Genomic DNA, 13,125 nt, shown 5'->3' with positions numbered 1-13,125 from the left:
ATGATTAAAAAGGAAAATATCTGTGAACAAATGGAGACTTTGCATCATTTTATTTTGCATGTTATCAATCATACAGACAGGTTGTCTTAGAAAAAAAGAAAATGGAGAACAGGAGAAAGTCACGTATGTAGTATGCACAAGAAATGTAGTTCCGGAGGAACTTGGAAAGTTGATCGACCAGGAGAAGAAGAAAACTTTTCATTTTACATATACAACAGGAGACTTTACTTATTATGTCATAGGTTACGGAAGACAGCCAGGGAGTGGATATAAGATCAAAGTAAAAGAATTTACACAGGATCAGTCACATATTTATATTGATACAACGCTGATCGGGGTTACAAAAGAGCACCAGAGAAAGGGAATATCTTATCCATATATCATATTAAAAAGCCAATTTTACGAAAAAGATGTAATTTTTCACTAAAATTATAAAAAGTTTAGAATAGTTTTATTGATTTATAAAATCAGAAAACATATAATGGTGCTTATGAATCAAAGGAGGAGCTGACATTTGAATAATCAACAGAATAATAAAAATGATAAGAATGACAAAGATAACAAGAAGAGAAATGCCAAGTATTTAGCTGTTTTTCTTGTAGTTTCTATTCTTGGAACAATCTTTTTCAATTCCATCATAACAAAATGGAGAAATGGAACCGAGACAACGATTTCATACAATAAATTTGTCACAATGGTTGACAAGGATCAAGTAAAGAGTGTAAAAGTAACAGACACTCAGTTAAAAGTGACACCAAAGAAAGAGGGAAATCCTTTTTACAAAACAACTTACACAGTACAGAGAATCAGTGGTGATTATGAACTGGTTAATCGTCTGATCAAGAGTAAGATCGCATTTGAGCAGGAACCAGAAGATCCGATGGATACATTCTTATCCGTAGCGATCAGTTTGATCCCTACTTTACTGATCTTTGGATTCCTTGTTATGATGATGCGCAGAAGCAGCGGTATGATGGGAGTTGGAAAGTCCAATGCAAAAGTATATGTTGAGAAGAAGACGGGCGTGACATTTGCAGATGTTGCAGGTCAGGGTGAAGCGAAGGAAACACTGACAGAGATGGTTGATTTTCTCCATCACCCAGAACGGTATACAGAGATTGGTGCGAAGCTTCCAAAAGGTGCATTGCTTGTAGGACCTCCGGGAACTGGTAAGACATTGCTTGCCAAAGCTGTAGCTGGTGAGGCAGGAGTACCATTCTTTTCACTTTCCGGATCTGATTTCGTAGAGATGTTCGTCGGAGTTGGTGCATCAAGAGTCCGTGATTTATTTAAACAGGCACAGCAGATGGCACCATGTATCATTTTCATCGACGAGATCGATGCGATCGGTAAGAGCCGTGACAACGGTATGCATGGTGGAGGAAATGACGAACGTGAACAGACACTGAATGCCTTATTAGCAGAGATGGATGGTTTTGATACATCCAAAGGTATCATTATCCTTGCAGCTACAAACCGTCCAGAAGTTTTGGATAAAGCCCTTCTTCGTCCAGGACGTTTTGACCGTCGAGTTATCGTAGAACGTCCAGACTTAAAGGGAAGAATTGAGACATTAAAAGTACATGCCAAAGACGTTAAGATGGATGAGACTGTTGACTTTGAAGAAATCGCATTAGCAACAAGCGGAGCTGTAGGATCTGATCTTGCAAATATGATCAACGAAGCAGCCCTAGGAGCTGTCAAAGCCGGAAGAAAAGCTGTTTCACAGAAGGATTTATTTGAGGCGGTTGAAGTTGTCATCGCTGGTAAAGAGAAGAAAGATAGAATCCTTGGTGATGAAGAGAAACAGATCGTTGCATACCATGAGGTTGGACATGCATTGGTTATGGCATTACAGAAAGAATCAGAGCCAGTACAGAAGATCACGATCGTGCCTCGTACAATGGGAGCACTTGGATATACAATGCAGCGTCCAGAAGAAGAAAAATATCTGAATAAGAAAGACGAGATGTTAGCAGATCTTGTAGCATTTTTCGGTGGACGTGCTGCAGAAGAAGTGAAATTCAACACGATCACAACTGGAGCTTCCAATGATATCGAACGTGCAACAGCGATCGCGAGAGCAATGGTTACACAGTACGGTATGTCAGAAGAATTTGGTCTGATTGGACTGGAATCTATCACAAACCGATATCTTGACGGACGTGCCGTTATGAACTGTGCAGAGACAACAGCAGCCAAGGTTGACGAAGTTGTCATGAAGATGTTAAAAGAAGCTTACGCTAAAGCAGTCACATATATTCGTGAAAATATGGACATTCTTGACGAAGCAGCGCAGTTTTTGATCAAGCGTGAAACGATCACAGGAAAAGAATTTATGGAAATCTTCAATAAATACAAGAATCCGGAAAAAGAGTCTGAGAAAAATGTATCAGAGACAATGGAAAAAGATGTAGAAACTGAAAAAAATACTCAGGAAAATGTTGAAGTTTCTGAGACTAAGACAGACGAAGTGAATACATCAACATTTAACACAGGATATGCTCAATGGGTTGAAGATGATGACGATGAAGAATAATTCGTCAGAATTCATAGAAAACAAAATGCAAATACAATAAGAAAATGCGGAGACGATCAATAGAATGTCTCCGCATTTTTTCCATATAGCTGATATAAAAGGATGCCAAAGGTAAAGTTTTCAAGCTGCGCAGTCCATGCAATTAAAATTTTACATAGATTTAACACTACTCAACTTGAAAATAAGTTAAAATAAAACTGTTGTAAAAAATAAGTGAAAAAAATGTAAAACAACAAAAGGAGAAAGAAAAGTGAGCAGTACAAACATTTTAGGTCTGCTAGGAGGATTAGCATTATTCCTTTATGGTATGCAGATGATGAGTAATGGACTGGAATCCGTTGCTGGAAATAAAATGAAAGACATTTTGGAAAAACTGACATCTAACAGATTTTTAGGAATTATCGTAGGAGCTCTGATCACAGCTGTGATCCAGTCATCTTCAGCGACAACAGTTATGGTCGTAGGATTTGTAAATTCTGGAATGATGACATTAAATCAGGCAGTATGGATCATCATGGGAGCTAATATTGGTACAACAATTACAGGACAGTTAATTGCTTTAGACGTTGGGGCTTTAGCACCATTGATCGCGTTTATTGGTGTAGCACTTGTTGTATTTTCAAAGAATGAAAAAGTACAGTTTGTTGGGGAAATCATCGCAGGACTTGGTATCTTATTTGTCGGAATGAATATGATGGGAGATGCAATGGTACCACTTCGTGAGTATCCACCATTTATCAACCTTATGACAAGATTCTCAAATCCATTGATCGGAATCATTGCAGGTATGATCTTTACAGCAGTGATCCAGTCATCTTCTGCATCTGTAGGTATCTTACAGGCACTGGCATTAAGTGGAATTATCAGCTTCCATGATGCAGCATTTGTATTATTTGGACAGAATATTGGTACATGTATCACAGCAATATTAGCATCCATTGGAACAGAGAGAAGTGCAAAGAGAGCAACGATCATCCATTTAAGTTTCAATATCATTGGAACAGCAATCTTTACAGTGCTATGTCTGATCACACCAATCACAGATTATGTGGCAGCATTTAGTGGAAGCAGTATTACAAAACAGATTGCGAATATGCATACATTATTTAATATCAGTACAACAATCCTTCTGATTCCATTTGGAAATTATCTTGCAAAACTTGCAACAAAGATCCTTCCAGAGAAAGAGGAAGAAAAAGAACATCACAAACATTTAAAATACATCAAATCTGTTGATACAAGAGTTGATGCAACGTTCGGTACATCAGCGATCAACTTACAGAACCTAAGAAATGAGATTCAGAGAATGCTTGAGATGGCAAGAGTTAATGTAGATGAAAGTTTTGATGCATTTTTAGCAGGAAGCAGCAAATCGTTAGATGATGTAGATAAGAGAGAAGATTATATTGATTATCTGAATAAAGAAATTTCAAGAGCGGCAGCAAAAATGATGGCACATGAGGCGAATGTAAAAGCTTCAAAAAATATTGGATCTTATCTTGATATGACAAGCAATATTGAACGAATTGGAGATCATGCAGTTAATATTTGCGATTACACAAAGCTGATTGAAGAAAAACAGATCGTCTTTTCAGATTCAGCAAAACAACAGATGAAAGAAATGAAAATGATCTGTGAAAAGATGTTCCATAATATTTCCAAGAAACCGGATGATACACAGGCATGGCTTCAGAAAGTTCATGATTCAGAAAACTTTATTGATCAGAAGACAGAAGAGTTCTATGAAAGTCATTTGGAACGTATCAATAAAGGAGAATGTAACGACGAGGCATGTATTATTTTCTCAGAGATGTTAACAGACTTTGAACGTATCGGAGATCATGCATGGAATGTTGCGAAACAGATGGCTAAGATCATCGAACGAGGATAGAAAGCAAATTCATAAAAAAGGACCTTCTTATTAAATTAAGAAGGTTCTTTTTTTCATAGTAACTAGACTTGTTTCAAACAATACGTTATACTAAAAAGAGCGTTGAAAACAGGTGTGTAAAGGAGAAAAGAGTTATGGATTATATTTTAGCCCCATCAATTTTGTCAGCAGATTTTGCAAATCTTGGAGCTGATGTGAAAGAAGCTGTAGAAGCAGGTGCAAAATGGGTACACATTGATGTTATGGATGGAATGTTTGTACCTAATATTTCATTAGGATTTCCTGTGATCAAGTCTCTTCGCAAAGTTACAGATGCTGTATTTGATGTGCATTTAATGATTGAAGAGCCAGGGAGATATATTGATGAATTTGCAGCAGTTGGAGCAGATGTGATCACGCTTCATGCAGAAGCAACAAAACATCTTCACAGAGCAATTCAGCAGGTAAAAGCAAAAGGATTGAAGGTAGGAGTATCCTTAAATCCAGCAACACCATTATCTGCATTAGATTATGTATTAGAAGATATTGACATGGTCCTGATCATGACAGTTAACCCAGGTTATGGCGGACAGTCTTATATCAATAAAATGGATGATAAGATTAAAGAATTAAGAAAAATCATCACAGAAAAAGGTCTGGATATTGATATTGAAGTAGATGGTGGAATTTCAGCGAAGAATATTGCACATGTAAAAGAATGTGGAGCAAATGTTTTCGTTGCAGGATCAGCCGTATTTAACGGAGACATCGCATCCAGCACAAAAGAAATTTTAAAAGCTATGGAGGCACAATAAAAATGAGTGAATGTAGTCATGACTGCAGCAGTTGTAGTTCAAACTGTTCAAGCAGAACACAGGAGAAGACAGATTTTCTTGAACCATTATATAGAGAAAGTAAAGTAAAGAAAGTTATTGGTATCGTCAGTGGAAAAGGTGGCGTAGGTAAATCAATGACAACTTCTCTTTTAGGAGTAGCAGCAATGAGAAAGGGATTGCACACAGCAATTCTTGATGCAGACGTAACAGGACCATCAATCCCACAGGCATTTGGACTTCATGAAAGATTACTAGGTAATGCAGAAGGAATCATTCTTCCAGCAATGACTAATTTTGGAATTGAAGTTGTATCTCTGAATCTGATGTTAGAAGAAGAGACACAGCCAGTTATCTGGAGAGGACCCGTTGTAGCAGATGTTGTCAAACAGTTCTGGGGTAAGACATTATGGAAAGATATTGACGTTATGTTTGTAGACATGCCACCAGGAACAGGAGAAGTTCCGCTAACAGTGTTCCAGTCTATTCCATTAGATGGAATCGTTGTAGTTGCAACACCACAGGAGCTGGTAGGAATGATCGTAGAGAAAGCTGTGAATATGGCCAATATGATGAATGTACCAGTGTTGGGACTTGTTGAGAATATGAGTTACATCAAATGTCCAGATTGTGGCAAAGAGATCAAAGTATTTGGGGACAGCCATATTGAAGAGATTTCAGAGAAATTTGATATCCCAGTGCTAGGCAAACTGCCAATCGATCCAAAACTAACAGAAGCATGCGATGCAGGGCTGATCGAAGATGTAGAGAATATCTATCTTGATGGCGTCATGGACGTCATTTTATAAGAAGTATGTGAATACAGAGAAGGCATAGATTTATGTAATTTATGCCTTCTTTTTTGTATTGCTTCTATACTCTATTATATATAGAGTTCATAAGTACCTCAATATATTCGTAACAACTAACTTACAAATATTGTAAATATATTGTTCTTTTTTTAATGCAAAGGTTGACATTTTTACATATATGCAGTAAAGTATGAAACATAGATTTCGAAATTGTTACAAAAATGTTTCGAAGTTTAAGAAACTATTGAGCACAGAAAGAGGTTTATATGCTGAAAGTCATGAAGAAGAAATTGTTAGTAGTAATCACAATGCTGGTAGTAGCATCAGGATTTATCTTTACAGGATCAACTTCAACAGAAGCAAAAAGTAACAAAGTACAGTATTTAGGAAAATATAAATTAACAGCCTACTGCGGATGTAAGAAATGCAGTGGAAAATGGGGAACAAGAACAGCTTCCGGAAAGAAAGCAAAACAGGGAAGAACCATTGCTGTAGATAGAAGAAAGATTAAATTAGGAACAAAAGTAAAAATCAAAGGAAAAACATATGTAGCCGAAGACGTTGGTGGTGGAGTAAAAGGAAAACATATTGATGTATTCTTTAGTTCACATAAACAGACAATGAAGTTCGGTAAGAAAAAAGGTGTTAAAGTTTATAAGGTAAAATAATATACGAATGATAATAAAATATATAGCGTTAAAATATCAGCCAGCTTGGCAGGAAAGATAATTCCACACGAAGCTGGCTGATATTTTTATATTCGTTAACGGAAGATAAATTAAAACTTATAAACCCCATCATCTCTCAATTTTGCTAAAGCATCAATGACACTTTGCTTATCTTCAGGATATGTAACACCATACCACTGATCTTTCGATACAAGAACTTCTAAGGATGCTTTTCCACTATGAAGCAAATCGCTTGCGACACTAGGAATAAAATATTCACCCTTTAATGGATTTTCTTTGATCGCTTTATCAAGAAAAGCAGGAAATCCTTTTTCCAACTCATCCATGATCATAGGCTGGAATCCAAAGAAGTTCATAGATACTAAAGTATTAAATGGTAGTGATGTCCGAGTCGCTCCATCATCTTCTGTAAATTCTGCGTGATCCTCACGTTTTTCAATATGTGTTCGTTCTGTAATAGAAACTAACTGGTGGTTGTCATCGACTTCACAGACACCTCTTGATACATAACCATTCTCTGTCACAGTATTTCCAAGATGATATCCCACCATTGCAAATGGTGCTTTTCCGTCTTCCTCTTCGTGGCTTGTAAGGAAATCAGCCATTACTTTATATCCATCCACTCCATAATAGTCATCTGCATTGATCACGGCAAAAGGTTCATTGATAAATGGCTTCGCACATAAAACAGCATGTGCAGTTCCCCAAGGCTTTACACGTCCTTCTGGTACATTGTAACCTTTTGGTAATGCATCAACTTCCTGATATGCATAACATACTTCCATTCCTTCTGGAACTCGTGCTCCGATAGTTTCTTTAAAGTCTTTCTCAATTGCTTTCTTTATGACAAAGACAACCTTACCGAATCCTGCACGTTTTGCATCATAGATTGAATAATCAATGATCGCATGTCCCATCGGATCCATAGGGTCCATCTGTTTTAATCCTCCATAACGGCTTCCCATACCGGCAGCCAGAATTACTAATGCTGGTTTTTTCATGAAAAAACTCCCTTCTAATTTTTAAACTAAAATAAGTATAACGCAAGATGTAATAGATGGAAAGAGAAAGAAAAAATAATGAGATAGAATGGACAAATACATATTTCAGATATGCAGAATTTATTGTATAATTTTGTTATAAGATAATGCATGAAAAAAATTTTGGGTATAAAATAGGAGGACTTTTATGTTGTATATTGGTGTAGACCTCGGGACATCTGCAGTCAAATTATTATTAATGGATGAAAAAGGCGGAATCAAGAAAATCGTTTCCAAAGAATATGACTTGTATTTTCCACATCCAGGATGGTCCGAGCAGAAACCAGAAGACTGGTACACACAGTCAATGGAAGGAATCAAAGAACTGATCAGTGAATGCGATAAGTCACAGGTTTCAGGAATCAGTTTTGGAGGACAGATGCATGGACTCGTAGTCCTAGATGAAAATGATAATGTGATCCGTCCTGCGATCCTATGGAATGACGGACGTACACAGAAACAGACAGATTATTTAAATAATGAGATCGGAAAAGACAAATTATCCGAATGCACAGCCAATATTGCTTTCGCAGGATTTACAGCACCAAAAATCCTGTGGATGCGTGAAAATGAACCAGACAATTTTAATAAGATCCAAAAGATCATGTTGCCAAAAGACTATCTGGCATATAAATTATCTGGAACATTTTGTACGGACTATTCGGATGCATCAGGAATGTTATTATTAGATGTCAAAAATAAATGCTGGTCAAAACAGATGCTGGAAATCTGTGGAGTCAGTGAAGAACAACTTCCAAAATTATTTGAAAGTTATGAAGTAGTCGGAACGTTAAAAGAAGATATTGCAAATGAACTTGGGCTATCCAAAGAAGTCAAGATCATCGCAGGAGCTGGAGACAATGCGGCAGCAGCGGTAGGAACAGGAACCGTCGGAGATGGAATGTGCAACATTTCTCTTGGAACATCTGGAACGATCTTCATTTCCAGCAAGACATTTGGCGTAGATTCCAATAATGCCCTGCATTCCTTTGATCATGCAGACGGATATTATCACCTGATGGGATGTATGTTAAGCGCAGCGTCCTGCAACAAATGGTGGATGGATGAAATCTTAAAGACAAAAGAATACAGCAAAGAACAAGAAGGCATTACAAAGCTTGGAGAAAACCATGTATTCTATCTTCCATACCTTATGGGAGAAAGGTCCCCACACAACGATCCAAAAGCCAGAGCAACATTTATTGGAATGTCCATGGATACAACAAGAGAAGAAATGACACAGGCAGTGTTAGAAGGAGTTGCATTTGGATTGCGTGATTCTCTAGAAGTTGCAAGAAGCCTTGGAATCAAGATTGAACGTACAAAGATCTGTGGCGGCGGAGCCAAGAGTCCATTATGGAAGAAGATTATTGCGAATGTAATGAACCTGAAAGTTGACGTGATTGAAAGCGAAGAAGGTCCAGGATATGGAGGAGCAATGCTTGCAGCCGTTGGATGCGGAGAATACGAAAGCGTACAGGAAGCAGCTGACAAGCTTGTGAAAGTTGTGGATACGGTGGAACCTGACGAGGAGCTTGTTGCGAAGTATGAGGCAAAGTATCAGCAATTTAGAAAGATATATCCGGCACTTAAGGGTGTATTTCAGAAATTTGACTGATCATAAGGCAACAATTAACGAAATATAAATAATGAATCATAAGAAAGAACAGATATGCATAAGGATTTCAATAAATTCTAAAACATATCTGTTCTTTTTTAAATCTATCATTTTATTGTAAAATCTGATTTGCAATCATAACAATAATGACAAGTACAAAAAATCCTAAAATACATTTTGCAACGATCGCTTTATTCTGCCACCAAGGCAATTTAATTTCTTCATCAGTTGATGTGTCGTAGTCACTATCATACAATAATTCATTGATCAAAGCTTCAGCTTTCGCTTTCTGATCTTCCCGGACATAAATATCCGTTCCATAAACAGAATACCCCATCGCAATGTTCATATATTCTCCTGTTCCAGGCTGTTTGGAGATGCTTTCAATTCCATTTTGCTTTAAATGATCATGAATCACCTCGGCTTGAATCTGATCGGCTGCGTTAAATACTTTTGTAATCTTACCTGCCATAATTGTTACCTCCTTATTGTTTGAATGTTCAGTAACTTTGTATATTGATAATTATATATTAGTATTATACAAGAGGTTACTATTAAATGTCCATTAAGGAATTCACAAAAGCAGCAAAAATCTACGATTCTGGTAAATCAGGAATTTATGAAATGTGTAAATATGATTATCCAAAAGTTTTAAAAGAATTAAAAAACAAAAAATTCAATGATGTCCTTGACTGTGGCTGTGGAACAGGACCAATGATTGAAATCCTATGCGAAAAATATCCAGATAAACTATATACAGGATTAGATCTAACACCAGAAATGATCTACAAATAGTTTTCATCATTACCCTAATCCACAAGACTTTTTTGATAATGCGTATCGAGTATTAAGAAAAGGTGAAATTTTGATTTGCGATGGTAGTCTTTCGTATATGTGACTGAAATAAGATAACAAGAAAACCTTAATTCCTATCCAATACTATTCTCCATACACACAAAATTAAAATTTTTATTGACATTTTTTCTCGCATATATTATTATATAAACATAATAACAGTAATCATTACTAATTTATAAACAAGGAGGACAAATCTATGAAATACGTATGTGATGTATGTGGATGGGAATATGATGAAGAAAAAGGATATCCAGAAGGAGGAATCGCTCCAGGAACAAAATGGGAAGATGTCCCAGAAGATTTTGAATGTCCATTATGTTTTGTAGGGAAAGATCAGTTTTCAGAAGAATAGTTTTTATAGATATATTGTAATAGAAGGGGGAAGAAGTTATGGCTAAATTTTATCGTTCAGAAGACAGAACTGTATTATTAGAATTATTTGGAGCAGGAAGCTCCGTAGAGAATTTAAGAAGTTTAAAGGCAAATACAACCGATGCAGCAGTTGAAAAACATGTACCAGTCGTTACACAGGATGGAAATAAGATCACAGTAGCTGTATCTTCCGTAGAGCACCCAATGCTTCCAGAGCATTATATTATGGGTGTATATATTGAAACAAAGAATGGTGGGCAGTTGCATAAATTTGCACCAGGAGATAAACCAGAGGCAGTATTTACTTTAGCTGACGGGGATGAATTTGTAGCCGCATATGAATATTGTAATCTGCATGGATTATGGAAATCTAATGAATAGAAATCATAAATTTTGGGGAAATATAGAGTAATTTAAATGAACCATTAAGGAGGAAACAAGCATGGGAGTTAATAAATATGCAGGAACACAGACAGAGAAGAATTTATTAGAAGCATTTTCAGGAGAATCACAGGCAAGAAATAAGTATACTTATTTCGCATCTGTTGCAAAGAAAGAAGGATATGAGCAGATGTCTGCACTATTTCTTAAGACAGCGAATAACGAAAAAGAACATGCCAAGATGTGGTTTAAAGAATTAGCAGGAATCGGAGATACAAAAGAAAATCTTGCCTCAGCTGCAGAAGGGGAAAATTACGAGTGGACAGATATGTATGAAGGATTTGCAAAAACTGCAGAAGAAGAAGGATTCCCTGAATTAGCTGCCAAATTCAGAGCAGTTGGAGAGATTGAGAAACATCATGAAGAAAGATATCGTGCGCTTCTTAAGAATATTGAGACTTCACAGGTATTTGAAAAGAGTGAAGTAAAAGTATGGGAATGTCGCAATTGCGGACATATCGTAGTTGGAACGAAAGCTCCAGAAGTATGTCCTGTATGTGCACATCCACAGAGCTATTTTGAGGTACATGAAGAAAATTACTAAATTATGATTTGCGACGGTAGTCTTTCGTATATGTAACTGAAATATTTCTTGTTATCTTATTTCAGTCACATAAAACAGAAGTCTATCGAAACCACTATACAGTGTGTATGTTAAATGGTATGTTCTCAGAGATGTTTGCTGGATGGTTTCAGTATACAGGATCAAACTATAATGCATTTATCAAAGCAATGTTACATGGAAATATCAAAGGTAAATATCAGACATTACGGATTTGCATTTGAAGGGAAAAAGGTTCTAATAGGCAATTAAGGAAAATTCATTAAAAAGAATCTAAAATACCAGTCATGAAACAACTTCAACAGAAGTAATTTCAGGGCTGGTATTTGTTATATTCTTATCTTATTTTTAATGGATCATGAGGAACATCCAAAGAAACAAACAGATGGTCTCTTTTTATCGGATAACTTTTCCAGTATTCTTTCAATAATTCCAGAGCACGTTCTGAAAGGAGTGTCCACCGATCACAGCGATTTAGTTCAATCACAATTTTACAAATGTTCTGCTCGTACTTTGCGATAAATACTTGAATCAACGTATTTCTCGTGGTATATTTAAGTTTAATAACAAGGAGAGAAAGATGGAAAATTTAAAAAAAGAGATTGAACAATTAAAAAAAGAAAGAAATGCTGTTTTACTAGCACATTATTATGTAGACGATGCGGTTCAGGAGATTGCTGATTATGTTGGTGATTCTTACTACCTTGCAAAGGTTGCATTAAAAGAATCTAAAGATGTGATCTGTTTTGCAGGAGTAAATTTCATGGGTGAGAGTGCCAAGATCTTAAATCCAGACCGAACAGTTATCATGCCAGACCAGAAGGCAGATTGTCCAATGGCTCATATGGTTGATGTAGAGAAGATTGAAGAGATGCGTAAAAAATATGAGGATCTTGCTGTTGTCTGTTATATTAACTCTACAGCAGAGATCAAAGCACATTCTGATGTCTGTGTAACTTCATCCAATGCACTGAAAGTTGTAACAGCACTTCCACAGAAGAATATTTTCTTCGTACCAGATGAGAATCTTGGACGTTATATCGGAAGCAAACTTCCAGAGAAGAACTTCATTTACAATGATGGATTCTGCCATGTACATAGAAGTATCACAGCTGAGAATGTCAAGAAAGCCAAAGAAGTACATCCAGAAGCAGAAGTTTTAGTACATCCAGAATGTACACCAGACGTTGTTGCTTTAGGAGATTATGTAGGAAGTACATCAGGAATCATTGATTACGCAACAGCATCTGATAAGGACGTATTTATCATTTGTACAGAGATGGGTGTTTTATATGAATTAAAACAGAAGAATCCAGGAAAGACATTCTACTCTGTAGGACATCGTCAGTTCTGCCCAAATATGAAGCGTATCAGTTTAGAGAATGTAAGAGACACATTAAGAGACATGAAGAATCAGGTAGAATTACCAGAAGATCTGCGATTAAATGCTAAGAAAGCATTAGACGAGATGTTAAGAATCGCACAGTAAGA

At 36.5% G+C, this 13,125-nt stretch carries 15 protein-coding genes and 1 pseudogene; 13 read left to right on the top strand and 3 right to left on the bottom strand.

Going from position 1 to position 13,125, the window contains the following annotated elements; all coding sequences use genetic code 11:
* Positions 1–22: 22 nt before the first annotated feature.
* From OCV53_RS01615 to OCV53_RS01590, 6 genes are all read left to right on the top strand, one after another.
* On the top strand, positions 23–427 hold the full coding sequence (locus OCV53_RS01615) for a protease complex subunit PrcB family protein (RefSeq protein WP_022374421.1): 405 nt from the start codon (positions 23–25) through the stop codon (positions 425–427).
* A gap of 87 nt (positions 428–514) precedes the next feature.
* Positions 515–2,539, top strand: a complete 2,025-nt coding sequence (ftsH, locus tag OCV53_RS01610) for an ATP-dependent zinc metalloprotease FtsH (protein ID WP_055196358.1) — start codon at positions 515–517, stop codon at positions 2,537–2,539.
* Between the two features lie 250 nt (positions 2,540–2,789).
* Positions 2,790–4,430: a Na/Pi cotransporter family protein gene (locus OCV53_RS01605; RefSeq protein ID WP_022374419.1), complete on the top strand. Its 1,641-nt coding sequence runs from the start codon at positions 2,790–2,792 to the stop codon at positions 4,428–4,430.
* Between the two features lie 134 nt (positions 4,431–4,564).
* On the top strand, positions 4,565–5,224 hold the full coding sequence (gene rpe, locus OCV53_RS01600; RefSeq protein ID WP_022374418.1) for a ribulose-phosphate 3-epimerase: 660 nt from the start codon (positions 4,565–4,567) through the stop codon (positions 5,222–5,224).
* Positions 5,225–5,226: 2 nt separating this feature from the next.
* Entirely contained in the window at positions 5,227–6,051 is an 825-nt protein-coding gene (locus OCV53_RS01595; RefSeq protein WP_055196357.1) for an Mrp/NBP35 family ATP-binding protein, read from the top strand.
* 269 nt (positions 6,052–6,320) lie between these two features.
* Positions 6,321–6,722 (top strand): 3D domain-containing protein, encoded by a 402-nt coding sequence (locus OCV53_RS01590; RefSeq protein ID WP_022374416.1) that lies wholly within the window; start codon positions 6,321–6,323, stop codon positions 6,720–6,722.
* Between the two features lie 110 nt (positions 6,723–6,832).
* On the opposite strand, the gene OCV53_RS01585 is transcribed toward OCV53_RS01590, so the two are convergent.
* Positions 6,833–7,744: a nucleotidyltransferase family protein gene (locus OCV53_RS01585; RefSeq protein ID WP_055196356.1), complete on the bottom strand. Its 912-nt coding sequence runs from the start codon at positions 7,742–7,744 to the stop codon at positions 6,833–6,835.
* Between the two features lie 187 nt (positions 7,745–7,931).
* Here OCV53_RS01585 and xylB point away from each other — a divergent pair, with 187 nt between their 5' ends.
* A complete protein-coding gene (gene xylB / locus OCV53_RS01580) occupies positions 7,932–9,401 on the top strand; it encodes a xylulokinase (protein WP_022374414.1) in 1,470 nt (489 codons plus the stop codon).
* Between the two features lie 112 nt (positions 9,402–9,513).
* On the opposite strand, the gene OCV53_RS01575 is transcribed toward xylB, so the two are convergent.
* On the bottom strand, positions 9,514–9,873 hold the full coding sequence (locus tag OCV53_RS01575; protein WP_022374413.1) for a putative signal transducing protein: 360 nt from the start codon (positions 9,871–9,873) through the stop codon (positions 9,514–9,516).
* 86 nt (positions 9,874–9,959) lie between these two features.
* Here OCV53_RS01575 and OCV53_RS01570 point away from each other — a divergent pair, with 86 nt between their 5' ends.
* From OCV53_RS01570 to rbr, 5 genes and pseudogenes are all read left to right on the top strand, one after another.
* Positions 9,960–10,196: a methyltransferase domain-containing protein gene (locus tag OCV53_RS01570; RefSeq protein ID WP_022374412.1), complete on the top strand. Its 237-nt coding sequence runs from the start codon at positions 9,960–9,962 to the stop codon at positions 10,194–10,196.
* Positions 10,197–10,227: 31 nt separating this feature from the next.
* A pseudogene (locus tag OCV53_RS12390) lies at positions 10,228–10,299 on the top strand (hypothetical protein); the annotation flags it as partial.
* A gap of 156 nt (positions 10,300–10,455) precedes the next feature.
* Positions 10,456–10,611 carry a rubredoxin gene (locus OCV53_RS01565; RefSeq protein ID WP_055196355.1) on the top strand — a complete coding sequence of 52 codons (156 nt, stop codon included), beginning with the start codon at positions 10,456–10,458 and terminating at the stop codon, positions 10,609–10,611.
* A 38-nt stretch (positions 10,612–10,649) separates the two neighbouring features.
* Positions 10,650–11,012 (top strand): desulfoferrodoxin family protein, encoded by a 363-nt coding sequence (locus OCV53_RS01560; RefSeq protein ID WP_022374411.1) that lies wholly within the window; start codon positions 10,650–10,652, stop codon positions 11,010–11,012.
* Between the two features lie 61 nt (positions 11,013–11,073).
* Entirely contained in the window at positions 11,074–11,616 is a 543-nt protein-coding gene (rbr, locus tag OCV53_RS01555; RefSeq protein ID WP_022374410.1) for a rubrerythrin, read from the top strand.
* Between the two features lie 355 nt (positions 11,617–11,971).
* Here the strand turns inward: rbr and OCV53_RS01550 are convergent, their stop codons facing one another.
* Positions 11,972–12,169 carry a hypothetical protein gene (locus OCV53_RS01550; RefSeq protein WP_148368895.1) on the bottom strand — a complete coding sequence of 66 codons (198 nt, stop codon included), beginning with the start codon at positions 12,167–12,169 and terminating at the stop codon, positions 11,972–11,974.
* Between the two features lie 45 nt (positions 12,170–12,214).
* On the opposite strand from OCV53_RS01550, the gene nadA reads away from it, so the two are divergent.
* A complete protein-coding gene (gene nadA / locus OCV53_RS01545; RefSeq protein WP_022374409.1) occupies positions 12,215–13,123 on the top strand; it encodes a quinolinate synthase NadA in 909 nt (302 codons plus the stop codon).
* Positions 13,124–13,125 lie beyond the last annotated feature (2 nt).

The sequence above is a fragment of the Anaerostipes amylophilus genome (assembly GCF_025567365.1).
In the GTDB taxonomy this organism is placed as follows: domain Bacteria; phylum Bacillota; class Clostridia; order Lachnospirales; family Lachnospiraceae; genus Anaerostipes; species Anaerostipes amylophilus.
Note: the sequence above shows the minus strand (reverse complement) of the source record. Positions and strands in the feature narration are given on the sequence as shown.

Coding starts and splice junctions, on each gene's coding strand:
- rbr (WP_022374410.1), top strand. CDS start 11,074: ATGGGAGTTAATAAATATGCAGGAACACAGACAGAGAAGAATTTATTA.
- rpe (WP_022374418.1), top strand. CDS start 4,565: ATGGATTATATTTTAGCCCCATCAATTTTGTCAGCAGATTTTGCAAAT.
- OCV53_RS01595 (WP_055196357.1), top strand. CDS start 5,227: ATGAGTGAATGTAGTCATGACTGCAGCAGTTGTAGTTCAAACTGTTCA.
- OCV53_RS01585 (WP_055196356.1), bottom strand. CDS start 7,744: ATGAAAAAACCAGCATTAGTAATTCTGGCTGCCGGTATGGGAAGCCGT.
- OCV53_RS01590 (WP_022374416.1), top strand. CDS start 6,321: ATGCTGAAAGTCATGAAGAAGAAATTGTTAGTAGTAATCACAATGCTG.
- OCV53_RS01570 (WP_022374412.1), top strand. CDS start 9,960: ATGTCCATTAAGGAATTCACAAAAGCAGCAAAAATCTACGATTCTGGT.
- nadA (WP_022374409.1), top strand. CDS start 12,215: ATGGAAAATTTAAAAAAAGAGATTGAACAATTAAAAAAAGAAAGAAAT.
- OCV53_RS01575 (WP_022374413.1), bottom strand. CDS start 9,873: ATGGCAGGTAAGATTACAAAAGTATTTAACGCAGCCGATCAGATTCAA.
- OCV53_RS01565 (WP_055196355.1), top strand. CDS start 10,456: ATGAAATACGTATGTGATGTATGTGGATGGGAATATGATGAAGAAAAA.
- OCV53_RS01560 (WP_022374411.1), top strand. CDS start 10,650: ATGGCTAAATTTTATCGTTCAGAAGACAGAACTGTATTATTAGAATTA.
- xylB (WP_022374414.1), top strand. CDS start 7,932: ATGTTGTATATTGGTGTAGACCTCGGGACATCTGCAGTCAAATTATTA.